Source organism: Vibrio sp. T9 (assembly GCF_003123985.1).
In the GTDB taxonomy this organism is placed as follows: domain Bacteria; phylum Pseudomonadota; class Gammaproteobacteria; order Enterobacterales; family Vibrionaceae; genus Vibrio; species Vibrio diabolicus.
This window is the reverse complement of record NZ_NIGY01000003.1, coordinates 75347-98176: the sequence shown is the minus strand read 5'-3', so window position 1 is coordinate 98176 and position 22830 is coordinate 75347. Positions and strand designations below refer to the sequence as shown.

General features: G+C 44.6%; 22 protein-coding genes. 13 read left to right on the top strand and 9 right to left on the bottom strand.

Going from position 1 to position 22830, the window contains the following annotated elements; genetic code table 11:
* Nucleotides 1-47: 47 nt before the first annotated feature.
* Both CBX98_RS07210 and CBX98_RS07205 read left to right on the top strand, forming a co-directional pair.
* Nucleotides 48-335, top strand: a complete 288-nt coding sequence (locus tag CBX98_RS07210) for a PTS sugar transporter subunit IIB (protein WP_109168855.1) — start codon at nucleotides 48-50, stop codon at nucleotides 333-335.
* 9 nt (nucleotides 336-344) lie between these two features.
* A complete protein-coding gene (locus tag CBX98_RS07205) occupies nucleotides 345-1601 on the top strand; it encodes a PTS ascorbate transporter subunit IIC (RefSeq protein ID WP_047007992.1) in 1257 nt (418 codons plus the stop codon).
* A 122-nt stretch (nucleotides 1602-1723) separates the two neighbouring features.
* Here CBX98_RS07205 and CBX98_RS07200 read toward each other — a convergent pair whose 3' ends face one another.
* Together CBX98_RS07200 and CBX98_RS07195 are read right to left on the bottom strand one after the other, a co-directional pair.
* A complete protein-coding gene (locus tag CBX98_RS07200; RefSeq protein WP_005395359.1) occupies nucleotides 1724-2071 on the bottom strand; it encodes a hypothetical protein in 348 nt (115 codons plus the stop codon).
* Nucleotides 2072-2080: 9 nt separating this feature from the next.
* Nucleotides 2081-4114, bottom strand: coding sequence for a S8 family serine peptidase (locus tag CBX98_RS07195; protein ID WP_046873865.1), 2034 nt, complete (start codon nucleotides 4112-4114; stop codon nucleotides 2081-2083).
* Nucleotides 4115-4580: 466 nt separating this feature from the next.
* Here CBX98_RS07195 and CBX98_RS07190 point away from each other — a divergent pair, with 466 nt between their 5' ends.
* From CBX98_RS07190 to CBX98_RS07170, 5 genes are all read left to right on the top strand, one after another.
* On the top strand, nucleotides 4581-5837 hold the full coding sequence (locus CBX98_RS07190; protein WP_005395362.1) for a type 2 secretion system lipase: 1257 nt from the start codon (nucleotides 4581-4583) through the stop codon (nucleotides 5835-5837).
* A gap of 714 nt (nucleotides 5838-6551) precedes the next feature.
* A complete protein-coding gene (locus CBX98_RS07185) occupies nucleotides 6552-7895 on the top strand; it encodes an outer membrane protein transport protein (RefSeq protein ID WP_109168854.1) in 1344 nt (447 codons plus the stop codon).
* 78 nt (nucleotides 7896-7973) lie between these two features.
* A complete protein-coding gene (locus CBX98_RS07180; RefSeq protein ID WP_005393702.1) occupies nucleotides 7974-8693 on the top strand; it encodes a carbonic anhydrase family protein in 720 nt (239 codons plus the stop codon).
* Between the two features lie 79 nt (nucleotides 8694-8772).
* Nucleotides 8773-9324, top strand: a complete 552-nt coding sequence (locus CBX98_RS07175; protein ID WP_109168853.1) for a YtfJ family protein — start codon at nucleotides 8773-8775, stop codon at nucleotides 9322-9324.
* Nucleotides 9325-9344: 20 nt separating this feature from the next.
* Nucleotides 9345-9779: a hypothetical protein gene (locus CBX98_RS07170; RefSeq protein WP_005393700.1), complete on the top strand. Its 435-nt coding sequence runs from the start codon at nucleotides 9345-9347 to the stop codon at nucleotides 9777-9779.
* Nucleotides 9780-9858: 79 nt separating this feature from the next.
* Here the strand turns inward: CBX98_RS07170 and CBX98_RS07165 are convergent, their stop codons facing one another.
* Together CBX98_RS07165 and yjjG are read right to left on the bottom strand one after the other, a co-directional pair.
* On the bottom strand, nucleotides 9859-10398 hold the full coding sequence (locus CBX98_RS07165; RefSeq protein WP_020834877.1) for an NUDIX hydrolase: 540 nt from the start codon (nucleotides 10396-10398) through the stop codon (nucleotides 9859-9861).
* Nucleotides 10399-10449: 51 nt separating this feature from the next.
* Nucleotides 10450-11124, bottom strand: coding sequence for a pyrimidine 5'-nucleotidase (yjjG, locus tag CBX98_RS07160; RefSeq protein WP_029800868.1), 675 nt, complete (start codon nucleotides 11122-11124; stop codon nucleotides 10450-10452).
* A 138-nt stretch (nucleotides 11125-11262) separates the two neighbouring features.
* Here yjjG and CBX98_RS07155 point away from each other — a divergent pair, with 138 nt between their 5' ends.
* From CBX98_RS07155 to CBX98_RS07140, 4 genes are all read left to right on the top strand, one after another.
* Nucleotides 11263-12186, top strand: coding sequence for a LysR family transcriptional regulator (locus CBX98_RS07155; protein ID WP_005384329.1), 924 nt, complete (start codon nucleotides 11263-11265; stop codon nucleotides 12184-12186).
* A gap of 115 nt (nucleotides 12187-12301) precedes the next feature.
* Nucleotides 12302-12616: a hypothetical protein gene (locus CBX98_RS07150; protein ID WP_029861917.1), complete on the top strand. Its 315-nt coding sequence runs from the start codon at nucleotides 12302-12304 to the stop codon at nucleotides 12614-12616.
* Nucleotides 12617-12663: 47 nt separating this feature from the next.
* Nucleotides 12664-13350, top strand: a complete 687-nt coding sequence (locus CBX98_RS07145; RefSeq protein WP_109168852.1) for a YafY family protein — start codon at nucleotides 12664-12666, stop codon at nucleotides 13348-13350.
* A 164-nt stretch (nucleotides 13351-13514) separates the two neighbouring features.
* A complete protein-coding gene (locus CBX98_RS07140; protein WP_005393690.1) occupies nucleotides 13515-13697 on the top strand; it encodes a hypothetical protein in 183 nt (60 codons plus the stop codon).
* A gap of 70 nt (nucleotides 13698-13767) precedes the next feature.
* On the opposite strand, the gene CBX98_RS07135 is transcribed toward CBX98_RS07140, so the two are convergent.
* The 5 genes from CBX98_RS07135 to CBX98_RS07115 all read right to left on the bottom strand — a co-directional run bounded on the left by CBX98_RS07135 (nucleotide 13768) and on the right by CBX98_RS07115 (nucleotide 21223).
* Entirely contained in the window at nucleotides 13768-17886 is a 4119-nt protein-coding gene (locus CBX98_RS07135) for a M66 family metalloprotease (protein WP_109168850.1), read from the bottom strand.
* A 31-nt stretch (nucleotides 17887-17917) separates the two neighbouring features.
* Nucleotides 17918-18787 carry a hypothetical protein gene (locus tag CBX98_RS07130; RefSeq protein ID WP_005479976.1) on the bottom strand — a complete coding sequence of 290 codons (870 nt, stop codon included), beginning with the start codon at nucleotides 18785-18787 and terminating at the stop codon, nucleotides 17918-17920.
* Between the two features lie 1032 nt (nucleotides 18788-19819).
* The gene (locus CBX98_RS07125; protein ID WP_005393681.1) at nucleotides 19820-20053 is read right to left on the bottom strand and encodes a hypothetical protein; all 234 of its coding nucleotides are present in this window, start codon (nucleotides 20051-20053) and stop codon (nucleotides 19820-19822) included.
* Between the two features lie 87 nt (nucleotides 20054-20140).
* Complete coding sequence (locus CBX98_RS07120; protein WP_109168849.1) at nucleotides 20141-20695, bottom strand: sugar O-acetyltransferase; 555 nt, start codon at nucleotides 20693-20695, stop codon at nucleotides 20141-20143.
* Between the two features lie 129 nt (nucleotides 20696-20824).
* Nucleotides 20825-21223, bottom strand: coding sequence for an OsmC family protein (locus tag CBX98_RS07115; RefSeq protein ID WP_005393675.1), 399 nt, complete (start codon nucleotides 21221-21223; stop codon nucleotides 20825-20827).
* 203 nt (nucleotides 21224-21426) lie between these two features.
* On the opposite strand from CBX98_RS07115, the gene msrB reads away from it, so the two are divergent.
* Entirely contained in the window at nucleotides 21427-22569 is a 1143-nt protein-coding gene (msrB, locus tag CBX98_RS07110; RefSeq protein WP_109168848.1) for a peptide-methionine (R)-S-oxide reductase MsrB, read from the top strand.
* Nucleotides 22570-22620: 51 nt separating this feature from the next.
* The gene (locus CBX98_RS07105) at nucleotides 22621-22767 is read left to right on the top strand and encodes a DUF2256 domain-containing protein (RefSeq protein ID WP_074189751.1); all 147 of its coding nucleotides are present in this window, start codon (nucleotides 22621-22623) and stop codon (nucleotides 22765-22767) included.
* Nucleotides 22768-22830 lie beyond the last annotated feature (63 nt).

The following is a 22830-nucleotide window of genomic DNA, read 5'->3' as shown; positions in this document are numbered from 1 at the left end:
CATTCACAAATGGGTATACCCCCTATAAAAAAGAAAAGGTCTGAATTATGAAAATTATGGTTGTTTGCGGTCACGGTCTTGGTACTAGCCTAATGATGGAAATGAGCATCAAAAGCATCGTAAAAGAATTGAACGTCAATGCCGCTGTGGATCACATCGATCTTGGCTCAGCAAAAGGCACAAGTTGCGACATTTTCATCGGCACAAAAGACATTGCAGAACAGTTGGAAGCTATTGGCGTTGAGCAACGTATCGTAGCGCTTGATAACATGGTCGACAAAGTCGCAATGAAAGAGCGTTTATCTGTGGCACTTCAAGAGCTTGGCGCTCTATAAGGTGGCGTTATGGAATTCTTCAGTTTCTTAATGAACGATGTCCTATCAGAGCCAGCGGTTCTGGTCGGTCTCATCGCTCTAATCGGCTTAATTGCCCAGAAAAAACCAGTCACCGAGTGCATTAAAGGCACGGTAAAAACCATTCTTGGTTTCATCGTGCTTGGCGCAGGTGCAGGCTTAGTTGTGAGCTCGCTAGGCGACTTCGCGACGATTTTCCAACACGCATTTGGCATTACAGGCGTGGTTCCAAACAACGAAGCTATCGTCTCTATCGCGCAAGAAGCGTTTGGTAAAGAGATGGCGATGATCATGTTCTTCGGTATGTTAGTGAACATCTTGATCGCTCGCTTCACGCCATGGAAATTCATCTTCCTAACCGGTCACCACACACTATTTATGTCGATGATGGTAGCAGCGATTCTGGCATCTAGCGGCATGAAAGGTGTTCCACTGATCGCGCTTGGCTCTGTGGTTGTGGGTTCTGTAATGGTGTTCTTCCCTGCGATCGCTCACAAGTACATGAAGCAAGTTACAGGTTCTGATGACGTTGCGATTGGTCACTTCTCTACCCTTTCTTACGTGCTAGCTGGCTTTATTGGCAGCAAGTTCGGTAACAAAGAACACTCTACTGAAGAGATGAATGTCCCTAAAAGCTTGTTGTTCCTACGTGATACACCAGTGGCGATCTCGTTCACCATGGGCATCATCTTTGTGGTGACGTGTTTGTTCGCTGGCGGTGATTTTGTCCGTGAAGTCAGTGGCGGTAAACATTGGTCTATGTTTGCGCTAATGCAATCCATCACTTTCGCCGGTGGTGTGTACGTCATCCTGCAAGGTGTACGTATGGTTATCGCAGAAATCGTTCCTGCATTTAAAGGCATCTCAGACAAACTGGTTCCAAACGCAAAACCTGCACTGGATTGTCCGGTTGTATTCCCATACGCGCCAAACGCGGTATTGGTGGGCTTCCTATCGAGCTTTGCAGCCGGTCTAGTGGGCATGTTCCTACTTTACGTGATGGGTCTTACTGTGATTATCCCTGGTGTAGTTCCACACTTCTTTGTGGGTGCGGCTGCGGGTGTATTTGGTAACGCAACAGGTGGTCGTCGCGGCGCAATCTTGGGTGCTTTTGCACAAGGTCTACTGATTACTTTCCTACCTGTCTTCCTAATGCCAGTACTGGGTGATCTTGGCTTTGCAAACACAACATTCAGTGATGCTGACTTCGGCATTGTAGGTATCCTACTTGGCCTGATTGTGCGCTAAGCTTTTATTCTTATGAATGCAGAATTAGGCTCGTCGGCATTCATCTCTCAAAGGCTCTAGCAGGAAAAGCACTCAAACAAAACGCCCCTCACGTGAGGGGCGTTTTTCATATTGAGGCTATCTTATTGAGACAACAACTTTCTAGTTGGTTCTTGCTCGGTGTATTCAACGGATTCATTACCAGATAGCTTATCGACGTCCGCTTGTTCGCCGCTCACCACCAGTACCTGTTGCTTCACCAACGCATCAACCACTTTAAGGTTATGTTGACGAAGAAGCGCTCTCACTTCGCTCTCTTTCCCTTTGTGATACTTAACAAAGTAACGCGTAGGTTGTTGCTCAGCTTGTTCAGAACGTTCATCCACGAGCGGAAATCCTTGATTGTTCGCCAAGCTGGCCGAGCTTAGTCCGATTGCCAATAGTGCGGTAGCACTCACCGCAGACAAAGAAAGTAAGGTCAACTTCTTCATAGCCACTCCTTATTGAAAAGTCAGAGTCCAACTGTTGATTGTGCCTGTGTCTCTTCTGGCACTGTCTACCGCTTTTAGTTCCCAAGAACCTTGTGATTCAAAACCAGAGAAATCCGCTTGGAAAGTGGCTTTGATATCGTTAGCACTGCCGCCAGTATTATCGTGAAGCACGACTTCTCCACCAGTCGGTGAAGTTAGCGTCACTCGTAGGTCACCGATGTAAGTGTGGCTAATATCAACGTCAATACTTACTGTACCTGAATCACCAGAGCGATCGACATCTACAGCGCTGATTGCACCAGAAGATTTGTTGTCAGGAATCGCAACAGGGCTGGTGTTTGAGAAGCTAGAATCCGAAGAGCTACCGCCACCGTCAGGACCGTTACAGCCCGCATCCAAGAACAGTTTCGCTGCTTCCGCATTCACTAGGCCGTGACCTGTGCGGTTGTCTCGTCCAGCGACATCAATGTCTGTTGCCGTTTGAACTAGGGCATTACGTACTTGCGCTGCTGTACACGTTGGGTGGTAACTCCACACCAAGCCTGCTACGCCAGTTACATGAGGTGTTGCCATCGATGTACCATTGTAGTACTCGTAATCTTCACCAGATGTAGTTGAAACCGTAATTTCTTGACCTACATATCCCAGCAACTCTTGACCAAATGCACGGTCAACCGTCACCGAAACCATGCGATAAGCGTTGTTTGTGTCAACCAAGAATGGGTTTTGTAAACCAGGTAGTTCCGAGTTGCTGTATACGATTGCCGCTCGCGCACCCGCATTGTAACAAGCCTGAACCGCATCCACTTCTGGGTAGTTACCTGAAGACTGGTTGCCAATACGTTCAGTCAAACAAATTTTGCCCGACATATCACCACAGTTAAAGTTACCGCCAGATACATCACAGCTATCTAGCATTGCTGTTACTGAACCAGCGATTGGATCTGGCACATACGAAGAGCCGTTATTGATCAAACGATTGTGAGGGACAATGCCGCGATCAAATTGGCTTACGCCATTCAAGGTAATATCAGAAAGTTTACCTTCGCCTACCGTAACCGTTGATAAGATCGCCACACCTGGGCCAGAGATCTCAACTTGATCAGTAGATTGCGAGAACGCCGCATGATCATTTTGGTTATCGACAGCAGCAACAGACATAACTGAATCGTAAGAAGCTGGGTAGCTGTGTGCGGTGTTACCGTCATTACCAGCTGCGGCGATTAGCAGAACACCTTGATCGTAAATGTTTTGCAGTGCATTTTGCTCAGTTCGGCTTGATTGACTACCACCAAGACTCATGTTCACAACGTTGGCACCATTATCTGCACACGTTTGGATCGCTTTAACAAGCCCAGATGAGTAACCCCAACCTGATTCGTTAAATACTTTCACGATGTGCAAATTCACATTCTGGTTTGGCATCACACCCTTCACACCTTCGGTGTTGGCAATCGCTGCGATAGTACCTGCTACGTGAGTACCGTGGGCGTTATTGTTACCCGGATCGCTCCATGAGCCTGTACCACTATCGTTGGTACCTGCAACACGGTTACCGCTTAGGTCGTTGTGCGAGATGTCGTACCCTGAATCGATAATACATACAGTGCGATTACCAGCATTGAAGTCATCTAACTGTTGAGCATTAACCGCTTCATAACCCCACGGGGTAGTTTCGCTTAGCAAATAGCGAGGCGGATCGACTTCGACATATTCCACATCACTGCGATTACGAAGTGGTTCTAAGTCATCACCATCCAACTCAACGCTGTAAATGGCGCGATTACCCAGTTTTTCCACCTTACGTGCCTTCACCTGTTGTAAAACAGACTCCTGCGCGATTCGTGGTCCCCAAAAAGAGTTACCACCCATTGAAGATCGGCTGACTGCATCTTCTTTGAATTTGACGATGTACTTCGTCGGTAACTTAGATTCATCAAATCCCATTGGTGGAGCCGCAAACGCTGACATAGAAGTGGTCAGTGCTATCGCTACGGCAGACAACGAAAATAAGCCTTGTTTTTTACTTGTTGTGTAGTGCATTTGCCCTATTCCTTATTTGAGCTAATTTTTATTCACTATATTCTCATGAAAAGTCATCACTATGATGTTCGCATGAGAGCTTCAGCTATAGTTTATAGGCCAAAAATGCCAAACAATTTGTTTCATGAATATACAACTTTGTACAAAAGATCATTCAATAAACATTTTTAGTTAACATCAAAAAGCATAAACAAAACCTTATAAAGCAATCACTTAATTAACAAAAAGTGCATGTTAAATTAATGTTAGTGAGTAATTATTCTAAATAATACACATTTAATCGATTGCTATGCTGAATGGATTTTTTGACCGTGGTGCCAAAACTGAAATATTGAATATTTAGTTGTTGACTGTCTTGAGTATTTACTCAGAATTAGAAGGTTTAGTGAGAAAAATTCTCATCTAAATACTGTTATAGCCGAGCGTATTCACGTATTCGGAACCATAACCATTACAAGAAGAGTGAATGATGAAAAAAACAATCACACTATTAACTGCATTACTTCCGCTTGCCTCTGCCGTTGCAGAGGAGCCAACATTATCACCAGAAATGGTTTCTGCGTCTGAAGTGGTCAGCACGCAAGAAAATCAAACCTATACTTACGTTCGCTGCTGGTATCGTACGAGCCACTCTAAGGATGATGCGGCTACCGACTGGAAATGGGCAAAAAACCAAGATGGTAGTGACTTCACTATCGACGGTTATTGGTGGAGCTCTGTTTCATTTAAAAACATGTTCTACACCAACACTTCACAAAACGTGATTCGCCAGCGCTGTGAAGAAACACTAGATCTGGCGAACGAAAACGCAGACATTACGTTTTTTGCTGCTGACAATCGCTATTCTTATAACCACACGATCTGGAGCAATGATGCTGCAATGCAACCAGATCAAATCAACAAAGTAGTGGCTTTGGGCGACAGCTTGTCTGATACAGGCAACATCTTTAACGCTTCCCAATGGCGCTTCCCTAACCCGAATAGCTGGTTCTTAGGTCACTTCTCGAACGGTTTTGTTTGGACGGAATACGTTGCTAAAGCCAAAAACTTACCGCTTTATAACTGGGCAGTTGGCGGCGCAGCAGGTGAGAACCAATACATTGCGCTAACAGGTGTCGGCGAACAAGTTTCTTCTTACTTGACCTACACAAAACTGGCGAAAAACTACAACCCAGCAAACACATTGTTTACGTTGGAGTTTGGTTTAAATGATTTCATGAACTACAACCGTAGCGTGCCGGAAGTAAAAGCGGATTACGCTGAAGCTCTGATTCGTCTAACAGACGCGGGCGCGAAGAACTTCATGTTGATGACACTGCCAGACGCAACCAAAGCACCACAGTTCAAATACTCAACGCAGGAAGAAATTGAAACGATTCGCGCGAAAGTATTGAAAATGAACGAGTTCATCAAAGCACAAGCGATGTACTATAAAGCTCAAGGTTACAACATTTCATTGTTTGATACGCACGCGCTGTTTGAGACGTTAACCTCGGCACCAGAAGAACACGGGTTCGTGAATGCAAGTGATCCTTGTCTGGACATCAACCGCTCATCTTCTGTGGATTACATGTACACCCATTCATTACGCTCTGAGTGTGCGGCATCTGGCGCAGATAAGTTTGTGTTCTGGGATGTGACTCACCCAACCACAGCCACGCATCGTTATGTTGCTGAAAAAATGTTGGAAAGCAGCAATAACTTAGAAGAGTTTCGCTTTTAATAAGACTTTCTTATAGGTTAAACTCTTAATTATCATAAATATGTTGATGATTAAAAATGGCCACGAAATATCGTGGTCATTTTTTAATATATATGAGTCTACTTTTATATTTAAATATAGATGAACAGTAATTAAAATACAAAATTTCAAGTTATAAGTATTATAAACAAAACTTTTAAATACCAGAAAACCAGTAAAATCTAAACTTATTCAACATGCAATCCATTTAAATTTCATCATGGTCATTTTTGATTATTGAATTTAAAGAAGGGTTAAGTGACAAGTTAAATAAAAAATACCCACATAACACAGGTAAGACCGAGAGGAGTGTGTCATGTGGGTTTAAACGATAGTTCTCTTGCTGATTCGAACTACCAACGTTGGGATGCAATGGAAATACAAATGACTCAGAGTTTCCATCACGGACACTTTATCGCTGGATTTCCCTCTATTTGTTAGGGAACAGTCAGCACAATAAAAATAGAGAAGTAATACCGCAAAAATAAAAATAGAGGCTCTGAGTTTAATTTACACGTAAAATAACCACCACATTCACGACATGAACCATTAATAAATTCACCAATAAATATTTATTAAGTTAAATTTATTTATTGTCAACATACTGTTAGTTTTACCCCTAAATATACTGGTCAGATTTGTTTATTTTACTGATTTTCGTTGCAATACAACTTCTAATTAATTCATGAGAAAAACATGCAGCGACAATTAACTCTTTCACCGATTTATTTATTAATCGGGTTAGCCTCCTCGACGGCGTATGCCGGTGGTTTTCAAATTAACGAACATTCTGCGACGGGTCTTGGTCGTGCTTTTGCTGGTGATGCCGTCATTGGTGATAATGCGTCTGTAGTCAGCCGCAACGCCGCAGCGATGACGCTGTTTAAACAAAATGCCTTATCGTTCGGTGTCACTTACGTCAAACCTGACGTTACCGTTAAAAATGCGCAATATCATCGAGCTAATATTAATGCAGATGTCAATGTTGGTATGGGCGGTTTTCCTCCGTCCCCTCAAGTTGACATTACCCCGTCCTTCTCTCAAACCGTGACCGACATTGATGACGTCGATGGCGTTGGTCAACCAGCCGTTGTACCCAATTTTTACTTTATTCACCCTATCAACGACGACTGGTATCTAGGCTTATCGGCATACTCCAACTTCGGAACCGACATGGAGTTTAAACCAAACTATGGCGCACCTGTTTTTGGCGGTGTCACCAGCGTAGCGAGTGTCAACCTTGGCGCAAGCTTGGCATACAAGGTGAACGACCGTTTTAGTATCGGTGGTGGTATTGATGTGATTTACGGCTCTGGTGAGCTGTACCGCGATATGGACGTGGGTGTTTGCGTTGGTGGGAACATACTTGGAAACGAACTAGAACAACGTTGCGGAGCCGTAAAAGGCAACGCACTTGATGTGGAAGCGGGCGGCATTGGGCTTGGCGCGAACATTGGCATGATGTACGAGTTTAACGAGCGTCATCGCTTAGGTTTAAGCTACAAGCACAGCCCTAACATTGATGCCAAGGGCGACATCCACTTTGCTGGCGAATCGTACGACTCACTTGCTATGCCGCTACCGGATATTGCGGAGTTTTCCGGTTATCACCGCGTCTTACCTAAATTTGCCCTGCACTATTCTGTGCAGTGGATTGGTTGGTCAGCATTTGACAACTTGAAAGCTGATGATCAGTTGCTAAAAGATTTTCAGTGGCAAGACTCCGCGCACTACTCCATCGGTGCGACTTGGTACGCCAATGAACGTTGGACACTTCGCACGGGTTACATGTTCGACAAAACACCTGTCGATGAGCTGACTTCGCTTTCTTTCCCAGATTCGAACCGTCACTGGTTATCCGCGGGGGCCTCTTACCAATGGTCATCAGATACCACGGTTGACATCGGCATGACGTACTTGATTGGTGAAGATGTCAACGTAGAAGAGTACGCGTATGAAGGTGTTCCTGCACCGATGGTGACGGGCGTGACCCATTCAAATGCGTTCCTAATTGGTGCCCAACTCAGCCACCGTTTCTAATTTGTCAGGCAGTGATCAAACCTCTAGGTCATTGCCTTGTAACAACGCTTATCAAAGCGACCGAACAGAGACATTATTATGAACAAAACACTACTTGCTTTTTCACTCTCACTTCTCACTCTAAGCGCAGCTCAGGCTTCGGAATGGGGCTATGGCAATGACAAACACGGGCCAGAACACTGGGGAGAAATCGCCAAAGACTGCGCAACCACGAAAAACCAAAGCCCAATCAACATCGACAACCCAGCCGACGCAAAACTGGAAGCACTGAACCTTTCGTACACAGGTCAGGTCATTGGTTTAACCAACAATGGTCATACGCTGCAAGCGCAAGTGAACGGACGTAACAGCTTCACCATCGATGGCGAGACGTTCGAGCTGCAACAGTTCCATTTCCACACACCTTCAGAAAACCAAATCAAAGGCCGCCAATATCCACTTGAAGCGCACTTTGTGCACGCCAACGCAGACGGCGAGTTGGCGGTAATTTCGGTGATGTTTGATGCTGGCGATCAAAACGCAGCACTGTCTAAACTGATCAGCGCAATCCCACAAGAGAATCAAACCACGTTCTTTAAAGATACGTTTGAGATTAACGACTTACTGCCAAAAACTGCAAACTACTATCGATTTAATGGCTCTTTAACCACACCACCATGTTCAGAAGGTGTGCGCTGGTTTGTGCTTAAAGACACTCAAACCTTATCCAAAGATCAAGCTGCGAAACTGATGGAAGTTATGGGACAAAACAATCGTCCGCTGCAACCGCTAAATGCGCGCGTTGTACTTTCTAACTAATCGCCACATCCGATAAGGGGCATCGTATTTGCCCCTTATTTTGATTCGCTCTAACCTCACTTCGTTACAGGAACCCCCAATGAAAACTCCATCTATTCTGTCACTCTTACTCGCACTCGCCCCGACACTCGCCTTCTCTCATAACCTTTCTGTCGGTCAAACTACCCCATCCGTCAGCATTGATACCTATGGCGAAATGACGCTGCAAGGAGACGATGTGGCTTATCAACCTTGGGCAACTCAGCAGATGTTAGGCAAAGTCCGTGTGATACAAGCCATTGCAGGTCGTAGTAAAGCCAAAGAGATGAACGCGCCGCTGATGTCAGCAATCACTGCCGCTCACTTTCCTGAAGATCAGTATCAGACCACAACCGTGATCAACCAAGAAGACGCCATATGGGGAACCGGTACATTTGTAAAATCGTCGGCAGAGGACAGCAAAAAGACATTCTCTTGGTCTTCCATGGTGTTAGACAAAAATGGCGAATTAGCAACAACTTGGGATCTGCAGCAAGAAAGTTCTGCGATTATCGTACAAAATAAACAAGGCGAAATTTTATTCGTGAAAGAAGGGGCTTTAACTCAAGACGAAGTCACACACGTCATCGAACTGATTAAACAGAATATCTAAACCTAAGGTAAGGAAAAGCTATGAAACTGTTCAACACCATCGCGCTCTGTCTTTTAGCGGCTGTAGCCTCTTTCCAATCGGTTGCTGGAGACAACGATTGGGACAAGATTGCAGATAAAACCGTCAGTTTTAAATCGGAAACCGACACAGTCAATCCACTATCACCATTTGCTAACGCTCGTTTCAGCCACATAAAAATCAAATGTACGCAAGGTACGGTCGATCTGAAAAGCGTTAAAGTAATCATGAAAGATGGTCAGGAAAAGACGTTCGACAGCTTAGGGGTTCTGACTAAAGGCATGTCATCAAGAAGCTTAAGCCTACCAACGAAAGATAACGCGAAATTAGACAAGATCGAGTTGAACTATGAATCGGTTGGCAGCACAGCGCTACAAGTCGCAGGAGTGACCAAGAAAGCGAAAGTAGAAATTTTAGGTAAGAAAATCGACGAGTAAGCGATGGCTCAACGAGCTCACCCAAACTAAAAACAGCGGCACTAGACCGCTGTTTTTATTAAAAAATCGTCATGGATAACTAAATGAATTTCTTCAGCTTCGCCAAACCATAAGCAGCGATGGTGACACAATCTTTGATCGTGCCGTCGATCATCATCTGTTCGAACTCCTCAACAGAAAAAGCGCGAGTGATCAAATCCTCTTCTTCACTGTCGAGTTGGTTACCCACATCCGTTAAGTCACTGGCGAAGTAGACGTGACATGTCTGATTCAAAAAGCCGTATGCGATAAACTGCGCGCCGACATACGCCATGGCGCTCGCCTGCATGCCCGTTTCTTCACGTAGCTCACCTTTGGCAAGCTCAAGATGATCCGCATCTGGGTTTGATTCCCACGCCCCTTGTGGGATCTCCCAACAACGTTGACCTACGGTGTAACGGTACTGCTGAACCAAGTGAATCATCCCGTTATCGATAGCCAGAATCGCAGCACAATCAGGTTTGTCGACCACACCATAGATGCCCTCTGCGCCGCTCGGACGTAAAATTTTGTCCTCACGCACCGTCATCCACTTATTCTGGTAAACGACTTTGCTGTCTAGCTGTTTGATGTCTGACATGGTTATTCCTTGATTTTTCTGAGGGTTACAGCGGAATAATACCCGATTCGGTTACGCCACCAAAATGTTCTTTAGTTCACTCAAAGACTCAACGGTGTAATTTGGTGCGATACGCTCATCGACGCTTGCGCCTGTGGTATTTAACCAGCAAGTTTCAATACCAAAATTATTACCACCCAGAATATCGGAATGCAGGTTGTCACCCACCATCAGTACGCGCGTTTTGCATGGGTTGCCCATTTGCTGCATCGCGTATTCAAAAATACCTAAGTCCGGTTTTGCTACGCCCACTTGTTCAGAGATCACCACTTTATCGAAGTACTCAGTCATCCCTGTGCGCTCAAGGCGAATTGCTTGCAACTCTGTAAAACCGTTGGTGATGATGCCCATTTTAGCTTTGCCTTGCAGCGCTTCCATCAGCTCTTTTGCACCTGGCAACAAACTGCAAATATCGGCCATTGCTTCTAAAAATGCGCTATTGAGATCTGCTGTTGTGGTATTCAACTTCTCAGCCCACTCGGTAAAGCGGTTATGTTTTAGCTCATCTGCCGTTACTTTGCCGTCTTGGTAATCCACCCAAAGCGGTTTGTTTACGGTTTGGTAATGAGCAAAATCTTGTTCAGTAAAATCTACGCCTTTGCGAGAAAACATAAGCTGCAAACCTTTGAAAGCATCAAAGTGGAATAAGGTTTCGTCAGCGTCAAACAGGATCCAATCGTACTTCATTTTCTTCTTCCCAAAATCAAGGTCGTAATACTGATGCATAGTCTAGATTGTTTTCTTCTTGAAGATAATCTCTATAATTGGAAATTAATTGTATCCTTGTGCTCAACAATAAATGCTTCACGATGATAGGAGATTGATGTGAACGCGATTGCCTCCCTGCCCGTTTTTGTTGCTGTTGTCGAATGCGGCAGCTTTTCCCTTGCGGCCAAACAGCTGAATCTGACGAAATCGGCGATAAGCAAACGCATCAACCAACTAGAAGACGATTTGGGTATTCGTCTCCTTAACCGAACCACGCGTAAGCTGAGCCTGACCGAAGCGGGAGAACGCTATTTTGAGTACGCTTCTCAAGCGCTCAATCTGGCCCAGCAAGGCGTGGACGCGGTATCGGAACTGCAAGGCTCTCCACAAGGTCGGCTCAAAATTACCGTGCCGATGTCTTTCGGTGTGCTGCATATCGCGCCTTTGATCAGCGAGTTTCTCGCTCGTTACCCGAAAATTGAAGTGGATTTAAACCTCGAAGACAAAATGGTCGATTTGGTTAAAGACGGTTTTGATTTGGGGATCCGTATTGGTGAACTCACCTCTTCCAATCTAATCGCAAAACGTCTCGCCCCTTGTAAAAGTGTGCTTTGTGCCTCGCCAGATTACTTAGCGGAGTTTGGAACACCACAAAAACCAAGTGATTTAGTCAGTCACAACTGCCTGCGCTATTCCTATTTCCGTGGCGGCGTCGAATGGATGTTCATCAACAATGGCAGCGAATACAAGGTGCTTCCAAAAGGAAACTTTATCGTCAATAACAGCGAAGCCATTCGCCAGTTGCTGTTGAGAGGTTCGGGCATTGCGCAACTGCCAACATTTATTGCAGGGAGAGACTTTGCTGCAGGAAATCTAAAACCGGTGATGGAAGAGTATTCTCTACCAGAACACGCCATTTATGCGGTTTTTCCTGAGCGCAAGCACATGCCGTTGAAAGTAAGAGCCTTTATCGATTTTATCAGCGAAAAACTCGGCACAGATTTACCTTATTGGGATCGTTACAACAGCCCAGAAAAATAACCATATTGATGATAAATGAGTGAGATTTCACTACTGACATGTTCTGACATTCCATCCGCGTAACCTTATTTGGAACTCAACAGGCAATCCGCCAAAACCAATAAGGAATCACAATATGGAAACCGTTATCGAAACTGTGCAATTTCGTCTAACCGCAGGCACAACAGAGCAAGACGTGATCGCCGCCGCCAAGCAGTCACAAACGTTTGTGAAGAATCTGCCGGGCTTTTTGTATCGCTCACTCAGTCACGAAGCGACGGACGATGTGTGGACAGACATCATTTACTGGCGTTCAATGGACGATGCCAAACAGGCGGGAAAACAGCTTAAGCAAGCCGCTGAATTTCAGCCTCTGTTATCGATGATTGACTGCGAAAGTTTCGAGCTTAAACATCACAACTTAAAAATGTGCAGTGAGCTAGAGAAGTAATCAGCCACACTACCACTAACAACCAGTAGGTCTAGATAAGGAACATCATGAGCAAATCAGAACGACTGTTTGAGCTACTGACGCTTTTGCGCGCAAAGCGTTACGCCGTGACAGCGAAAGAGCTCGCAGAAAGAATGGAAGTCAGCGAACGTACGATTTATCGCGATATTCAGTCGTTGCTTAGTTCTGGTGTTCCTATTCAAGGTGAAGCAGGTGTCGGCTACCTGTTGCAAGCGGGCTCTCATCTGCCGCCTTTGATGTTCTCAGAAAAAGAGATGATGGCGCTTGAACTGGGTATGCGGATGGTTCGAGCCTGGTCGGATGCAGAACTCGCCGAAGCGTCTCACTCTGCGTCCACCAAAATACTTTCGGTATTGCCCGATAAGCTCAAACAACAAGTGGAAGATTGTCCGCTGATTGTGCCCGATTATCACACCCAATCCGAAACTGCCAAACGAGGGCAGCTTCTGCGCCACGCGATTGATCATCAGTTTAAGGTCAGTTTGGATTACCAAGATGAAAGCGGACAGGTGACCGAGAGAAAAATCCAACCGTTAGGCCAGTTCTTTTGGGGCAAAGTCTGGACGCTGGTCGCCTGGTGCGAATTGCGCGATGACTACCGCCAGTTCCGCCTCGACCGTATACAAGCACTGCGTATGCACGATGAAAAGTTTCAGAGTGCGGAAACCAAATCTCTCAAACATTACATTGCGCAGTATGAATCGAAAGATTGAGTGTTCTTCATCCTTCCGTCATAAGGATTCAAACTTGCTCTGCTCAATGCGTGATATTTGGAAAGGCACATTTGGTTAAACTAATGTTTCACTTTTAACAGATGCGCAACCACCCTAAGATCGTTAACTTAAGTAGCACGTCAACCACACCGGAGCGTAAAGCTATGAAAGTACTGATTCAATACACCCAAGCTGGGAAATATCGAGATCAAGCGTGGGAATCTTTAACTCTTCGATCTAAAGGTGATATGCAGGCCGTTACCCCTTCTTATGCTGCCCAACTTATCGAACAAAGCAAAGCGACACTTGTGATGACAGAAGACGGACAGATCATCTTTCACTCCTAAATTCCATCAGTCCTATGACGAAAAAGGCCTGCATTGCTGCAGGCCTTTGTATGAGTGAATTAAGAGTTATTTACTGGAAACTCACTGCAGTTGGTAGGCGATCAAGCATCTTGTAGTAATCACCAGCCACAGCGCCGATATCACCACGTAAATACGCTTGAATCATATTGAGATCTTTCAGCCAAAGTTCTTTGTCAGCATCTGAAGACGCCATGTACCCTGCGTACACATTGTCGACCGCGAACATCATGTCTTCGGCGTGATCGTTGTAAATCAAAAGCATCGTATCAGTGTAAGCTTCGAACGCTTTCAGCTCATCGTGCGCTTTACCACCTTTGTAGCTCAATGTGCCCGAAGTTGCATCGATGACCAAATCACCCGAAGTCACATTCGCTGTCGTAAAGTTGATGAAAGACTGGCTAAACGACAGCACACCTGCCGTGATATCCGCATCAATGGTTCGCTTCATTGCGTTGACCATTGGCGCATCCAGCAGCAATACAGGATCGTGGAACGCTGGGACAATCGCTGTTCGGAATGGCCCCCAAGCGCTATCGATGCTCTCTGCGACCTTGTTTAGTGTTGCAGGCTCATAGCTATCTAGGTACGTTTTTAGATCGTAACCTTTGGACGTCACCAGTTGATTTGCGTAGTCGTAAGCCAGCTTGTTTGCTTTTGTTGCCACAAACTTCTCGCCGTCGATAACAAACTCAACCTTGTCACCCGCAATAATACCGTAGCGGTCTTGCTGCTTCGTAAACGTATCAAACTGAGATTGACCACGAGTCTTCACTGTGTAGTCGTAAGACTGCATTTGGCGCACACCCATTCTCAAGATGACATCGCCAACACGTCCGCGGCCTTCTGCACCAATATCAAGGAATCTTGCAATACCACGAGGCATTGGTGGTAGGGACTCCATTTGCTCAGTGATGTGTAGGTTCACGGTAACACCTTTTAGATTGGTGTATTCCTTACCGTCTTTACCCACCAATTTAACTGGCGTATTTAACGCATCATTTGCCACGATGTTGCCCATGATGTCTTCGTATTCAGCTTGCACCCCAGGGATATCAAGCAGCGATGCAAAGCTCACCTCATCGGTAAAACGGTTCGAGAATCGACGTGCTAAGAAGTGGCTCGCAAGCGCTTTGTCTGGCCAATTACCCAACACAGACACCGCATTTGACCAAGGGTAATCCGGGTCAAAGCTACCAATTGAGTTTAGGAAGCGTCCATTCGCAGTTTCCGCAACAGCTATATAGCCCTCATCTGAATCTTCGATAAAGCGTGCTGCCAAATCATCAAAACAGCTGGCTGTTGAAAGATCGTAATCAGCCGGAATTTGGTGTGAGTTGTTGTCTAACAGTTGACCAAAAGAAATCACTTTTTGGTTGCCTGCCGCATTTTCTATCACACATTGATGCTCTGGTGTGCGCAAGATATCAAGGAAGAACGCCGCGGATTTTTTCGCCCCATTCGCGTAATCACAGAACCATGAGTTATCGGCTTTGCCTTCGCTACAGTATTGAGGGTTTGAAGCAATGCGCAATAAGAAATCACCCGGCTTATCCGTTGACGAAGTGTAACCAAGATTGGTGTACAGGTTATCGATGCGCTCAAGATCTTCCATCTTGTCACGGATAGCGCTCATTTCCATATAACGGCGCACTAAGTAACCAGGATAATCGGACGAAAATAATCCCGTCGTCCCATATAACTCCAAGTTGCGTCGATCATAGCTATCGAGATAGTTCTGCCACTCGTAAGAAACAATTTCTTCTAGGTTTGTACCTTCGTCAAAACGGTTACAGTCGCTGTTTAGAGAAACGTTCCCATCGGTACAGAAATCGTAAGACTTACGCTCAATTTCATTCACTTTATCTAGGTAGTAAAGTGCGCCATAACGAGTTTTCGCATTCAGTTCTGGATCATCAGACAACGCGGCGGTATCGAATCGGCTGAAGTCACAGTTGTAGAGTGATTTGCCTTTCTCGTTCCCCGTTAGTGCCTTCACTTCAGAACAAACCATCAGCGATGTGTTGTCTGGATTGTTGCCAAACTTGTATGCAAAGCTTTGTTGGTAGGCTTGCTGATCAGCGAGGTAACGAGCGTATGCCGCTTTGTCTTCATCGCTCGCACTGTCTGCCGGTTTCGCAACAGGCGCAGGAGCTGAACCTGAAGAATCTTGAATCGTCTCGACTTTACGACCGTAACCAAACTTAAACGCCGCAATATCGTACAGACCCCAAGTTGGCGTTTCATCCAACATGCTTGGTGCGTAGTCCATCGTCGAACTGTAAGCAGGAATGTTGTTCAAACCAAGTTGATGCGCTTGCTCTAGCGTGTAGTAGTTCGCTTTGTCATTTGAGCCTTTAAAGTTATGGCGCAGACCCATGTTATGACCAAGCTCGTGAACAAGCGTATTGCTGTAAGTCGCAACCGTAATCGCATCTGCGGCTTTCACTTGCAACTCTTTTGGTAGGTATTTCCAACGCTTAAGCTGACGCGATACTTCGTTACCTGCGTCATCGAGTTTGATCTCAAAGTAACGCTCGTCATCCAACTTCAAGTTGTCCAACATGGCCTTGTTGGTTGAAGAAACCCACGACGCTTCGATTGGATAGACGTTGTTCTCTGCCCAGAAAGACAAACGGTTCTCTTCAGCTTCAACCACCTTTTCAAACTCCATGTCATCATTGAAGTTTTTCATTAGCTGAGTTGGGCTCTTCGTCGCTGCTTTTCCAGAAACGATGTCTTCTTTTGAAACGAGCGGCGCATGAATGTTTTCATCCGATTTCAGGCTCGCCATCGCCGCCATTGTAGAAAGCGCTTCAATTCTATCCGCGACTTCTGTTTTCACAGATTCGCTGCTGGTTGGCAATGGTTCTAAGCCATCTAAGTCCAGTTGATTACGATTATAGAAACGCGCCAAGTTGTCCCAATAGAAAGGCACACCCGTTCTTGCAACACCTGCGTATTGGTTCACGTGGCCTTTGATGATTTCCCCCGTCATCGGGTTAGAAACCGACGGGCCATAGCCAAGCAGACCGTTCGCTAGAGGCTCGTCAATCAGGTTAATCACGTTGTAACGCAGATCACCTGGGTGAATACCAGCCGCTTTGGTTTTGTTCACAATCTCGATTTCAGGCTTGCCTGCATCCGCCCCAAATACATTCAGCGCTTGGTTCATCTTGTCGATCGATTGCAGCGTTGCATCCAAGAACAACTTGTTCTTCTCTTCAAAGAAATTGTCGCTCAAGTAATATTTGATAGAGCCTTGATCTGGGTTGAAACGATTGAGGTAAACCACATCACGGTCGTATTTATTCGTGACTGGGTTAAGCTTTTTCGTCGACGTGGTGAAGAAACCAATGTCGTTCTCATCACCCACTGGGTACAAGATCGGTTGGTAACCTTCGGTTGCCACTTCACTTTCGTGCACTAACGAATAGTAGAACCGAGATTTAAACGCGCCATCTACAAGCGCTTCATCCAAGCTCGCTTTCGTTGCAAAGTTGATGTAGTCGGAAATATTATCTAAATCGATACGGAACGTGCGCTCTAGTTCGAAATTGAGAAGACCGTTTTTAGGGTCAAAGTCCCACGAGATCAATCGTGGTGCGCCAATTTCATCAATGCCCTCAGTAATGCCATACAGATCTTCCATATTGAATTCTGCAATTTCGAGATCTTCAGGACGAGGAGTGAAGTGGGTTTTCTTCTTGTAGTTTAGGCTTGCGTCTTCGTTGGTTTCTTCTTTGTTGGTGCAATCACCATGCGCGTCTTCTTGACAGCGATACGCCGCAAAGTCACCCGGAATCGTCAGCACTTGCGCGAAGTTAACGCCGTCGTCGTCTGCGACAAATTTCTCTTCACCGCAGTAGTTATTAGCATCTTTGCTTAGATGCGCGTCTGGGTAGTTTTTATCGTAACTGCGAACTTCCAGACCTTCTTTGGTAAAACAAAGCTCAACGTAACGAGGTGAACCTTGCAAGAATGGGAATTGGTTCAGAGCAAAGCGTGGCGCGGCACCAGTCGTCGGAACGTAAAACCAACGACCGTCTTTAAGATCTTTTACTGCGACTTCTTTTGCATCTCTTTCGACATAGTCATACGCCTGATCATCTGCGCCACAGCCTGCAAGTGCGGCCGTTATTGCTGACACCAGAGTCAATTTTTTAAACATTATTTGGATATCCTTAATTGTTGTTATTTTCCTAGAAGGAGTAAGTCACTGTCGCGATGTAAGATGCTTTCTCTTGGTCCAACAAATCGATGTTGCCCAAGGTGCCTCGCTCTGCATCTTGATAGAAACCCGTTGATGACGCCGCGAGTAGCAATGACCAACTTTCATCAAACTCGTATGTGCCGTACAACGCCCCCTCATACTGCCAACTGCTTCTGCGCGTACCTTGATAACTGATGCTGTTACCACCTAACGCCGTGATCCCCACTGCGAACGACTCCCACGACTTTTCCGCAACAGCAAACAACGAGTAAGTCCACTCAGTCAGCGAGCGTCCACCCATGGTTTTGTATTCGTGGAAATTTTTTCTCAGTCTTGGCGAAACCGAAAAATCGACGCTCCAAGCTGAAAAAGAGATCGGCACATCTAAACGAACCGCGGTGTGCAGTTCATCTTTACGAGATGTTTCTGAAGTTGGAATGGTGAGCTGACCCGCAACGCCGATTTTCCCTGTATCTCCAAAGCGATATAGGTTCGTGTATTGCAAGCCCAACACCGAATCTGTCGCGTAGGTGCCGACTTCATCTTCTAGGGCACGATAGCCACCCGTAGAAAAATAGGCTTTTGTGTCGCTCGAAAAGGAATAAACGAGATCCCCTCCCCACGAGAAATTGCGGACAGAACGGTAGTCGTCTTTATCGTAAATGTTTGTATCGTAAGATAGGTAAACGGCCCCACTAAACTTACAAACAATACAGGACGTATCTCCTTCATTTTGTGTAGATTCAGGCGTGCTAGTGCTATCAATTACACTCGTTTCCACCGCGAATGATGGCGCTGAAAACAGCGTACCCAACAACATTGCAAGCGGCGTCATCATCCACTTTGTTGTGTGCTGCATGTTTTGAAACTTCCATGAGAATTAAGTTTATTAGAATAAACTTAAAGACAAACAGATTATTGGGATGAAATTCCATAAAAATTCAGATAATCAACCCCAATAAACCTATCAACCATAAAATTACTCTTATGGTTAAATCCTTATTTAATTTTTTAATACTATTTATCTGAGTATTGTTGCGTTCTACTTTGCTTAAAAACGTACTTTAAAATGACTTTTTATAAATAAAACCACTCACCACAACGTTAAAGAAGCAGCAAAGCAACGCCATTAAAATAAAAGTTAAAAGACAATTATTATCAACAACTTAAAATCAACAAAAACAGTTAAAATGAATGAGTGAAAACGTATAAGTTAAAATACAATAAAAATATAAGAACATCATTCCGTTTAATTTTAGTCGTTATTGTATTGAGAAAGTTTAATTTTCAATTTCTAAAATTGGTGGGATACACATAAGAGAAATCATCAAAACCATCCGTTGTTAATAATGAATTTCGCATTTAAAACAAAAGATAGAAACAAGATCAAATTCATGTTTTCTAATATATCTATTCAACCCTTCACAAGTTTGAATAGAAAATCAAACCTTCAGTCAATCTAAAACCAACAAAACATTCACCAAGTGAATACTAAAAAGATAAGTCAAAACTAAATAGCACATACGGTCAGCATATTTGTGAATTACTATTCATTAAATATTTTTTTATAAATTAAACATTAATGTGATCAATTTCACACAACCGCACTGTATATAACATAAAGCAAACGAAATTTAAGTGTTTACGGACCCAAAACGTGTCGATAGAACAGAGGTTAAACATCGAGCTGAAACACGTATTTCCCACCAAAATTTATTATACATAGCAGTGATTTACCTGTATCCAAGCGGTTAAAATGCGTACTGATGTGACTCATTTTTGAGAAAGGAACATAAGAAGAGCAAAAGCACTAAAAGAGGATAATGCGATTTGAATAACCAGTGCTTCAAACCGCACTTATGAACTTATGCAGAGAAAGAAAGACTACCAGTTACTGTTGAATGGTTTTATGACCACAGTTTTCGCAGATCAAGTGACGTTCAAATTCATCCATAGAAGCAAGGAAGGCGCCGAACACTACACTTTTGAGAAATCCAGCGATGAACTCTTTCTTGTTGCGATTTTTATCGCCTTCAAAGCCACTTTTCTTTCTGACTAACACCACTACATGATGCGTTTCTACCCCACATGTAGGGCACATGAGGACTTCTGTCTTGTTCGACATCTTAGACTCCTTGGCGAATTATCCCTTTCTGATGGCATGATTCTCTTATACCTGTAAAGCGAGTCATCATACCATCACTATCGATTCTTACTCTTCTTCGTTGAGACGACGAATCAACTTAGCAGGTGTGCCTCCGTATAGACAATCTGGCGGCACATCATGGTTGACGACCGAGTTCGCCGCAATCACCGAGCGAGCACCAATCGTTACACCTTGGTTAATGACGGAGTTACCACCAATCCACACATCATCTTCAATCGTGATAGGTTTACAAAACGTTTCCCAACGTTGGCGACTTCGGTAATCCACAGAATGAGAAGCGGTATACAATTGCACGCTTGGACCGATTAGCACGTGGTTCCCGATGGTAATTTTAGCGCCATCAAGCATGACCACATTCATGTTGATAAAGGTTTCTTCGCCGATTTCGATGGTTTTACCGAACTCGCAATGGAAAGGTGCTTGAACAATGCAAAGACCCGCTTTGCCAAACAGCTGTTTTTGTAATTCGTCGCGCTGACTTTCGTCGGTATTGTTATTGAGCGCTCTAAGTGCTTGAAGAGCATGACTTCTAATGGCGTCAATTTCTTTGTCCATGCCATCAAAGATTTGACCAGACATCATTTTTTCGAGTTCTGTCACTGGGAGACTCCTACAACCTGCAATTACTACTTTCAGATTAATCACACGGTACGTGAATTGAGGAATAAAAAAAGAGAAAAGCCTGCACTTTTCTCTTTCCTGTTTTTATATTTTGTGGAGTCTGTCGACTTACACGATTTCCCAGCTGTGGGTCATCTCAACACCTTCACCTAGCATTAAGCAAACCGAGCAGTATTTTTCTAGCGAGTCAGCCGCCACTTTTGCTACGACTTCTGGGTCAAGCTCGTCACCTGAAACTTCAAAGTGGATATTCACTTGCGTAAAGATACGTGGTGCGGTTTCACGACGCTCTGTGGTTAGCTTGGCATTAACTGACAAGACCTTTTGGCCTGCCGTTTTCAAACCGTCGACAACATCGACAGAGCTACAGCCACCAGCGGCCATTAGTACCATTTCCATTGGGCTTGGTGCCGTTGCACCGCCATTGCCATCCATCACTACGGAGTGACCCGACTGAGATTGCCCAAGGAATTTAAAATCTTCTACCCATTTAACTTCTGCTTGCATGATTTACCTCATTTAGCATCGCTCGTTGAAGACATCGTTGCCCTATCAAGCGGTGTATTTCGTGTCGATACTTTAGCTTTCTCGCATAAAAGGGCAACGGAATTTTCAACATTGCTGTAATTTTTTCGCTCGGTTGCCTTTCTCTATACGTAACACTTTTTATTTCAGTCACACTTTCTACGGAAAACAACGTTGAGGTAGCTATGAAGAATATATCTAAGTTATTGGTCGGATTCTCTTTCGCACTTCCTGTCTTGTTCCTACTTTTGAGTAAAGCAGGCACCGCCGATACGATGGATAAGATGAAGGCTTCAGAGAATGCAGAAATCGCGACACTGGCTGGCGGCTGTTTCTGGTGTACAGAATCGGATTTGGAACAGTTGACTGGCGTAGTCGATGTCGTATCAGGCTATTCTGGTGGTCATGTTGAAAACCCAACTTATCGCCAAGTTTCATCAGGTAAATCAGGTCACATAGAAGTGATCGAAGTTAAGTACGATCCTAAAGTGGTTAGTTACGAGCAAGTGTTGGACTACTTTTTCCGTCATATCGATCCTACTGACGATAAAGGCTCTTTTGTCGACCGTGGCCCACAGTATCGCCCTGCTATTTTCTATCATAACGCGGAACAAAAGCAGATCGCAAAACAGTTTATAATGGAAATCGACAAGGCGATGATCTATCCCAAACCGTTGAAAACAGAACTGATCGAGTTTGAAAAGTTTTATCCTGCAGAAGAGTATCACCAAGACTATTACAAAAAGAGCAGCTTAAAGTATAAGTATTACCGCTATGCGTCTGGTCGAGATAAATACTTGGATGAAGTATTTGGTGATGATCGTAAAGAGACCCCAAAAACGCTTCGTCAGTTGATCGAAGAAAAAAAGTTGCTATCGAAAGTGAAAGCGTACAGTAAGCCTGCTAAGTCCGAGATCAAATCAAACTTAACAGAGTTGCAATACTACGTAACGCAAGAAGAAGGCACCGAGCGTCCGTTCGACAACGAATATTGGGACAACAAAGAAGCGGGGATTTACGTTGATATCGTAACTGGTGAGCCGTTGTTTTCTTCTACCGATAAATACAAATCGGGGACGGGTTGGCCAAGTTTCACTAAGCCAATCAACCCAGGTTACATCGTTGAAAAAACCGATTACAAGCTGATTTATCCAAGAACGGAAGTTCGCAGTAAGTTTGGCGATTCTCACCTTGGTCATGTTTTTAAAGACGGTCCGAAGCCAACAGGATTACGCTACTGCATGAACTCTGCGGCAATGAAATTTGTACCTGTAAGTGAAATGAAAACGCAGGGGTATGAAGAGTATCTGTATCTCTTTGATAAATAGTTCGTATTCATTCAACTTCAAGGGCATACGATGGCAAATGGGGAGGACCAGATGAAAGGTTTTAAAACACAATTACCAACCAAAATCTGCTCTGTTTGCCATCGCCCATTTTCTTGGAGAAAGAAATGGGCAAGAAATTGGGACGAAGTCGTTTACTGTTCTGAGCGCTGCCGAAGAAACAAATCAGTCAAAAGTTAGAACCACAAAAACTTTGTGTCGCACTGCTAGCCTTATTTTCCAAGGTAACGTGGCTCAGACCAA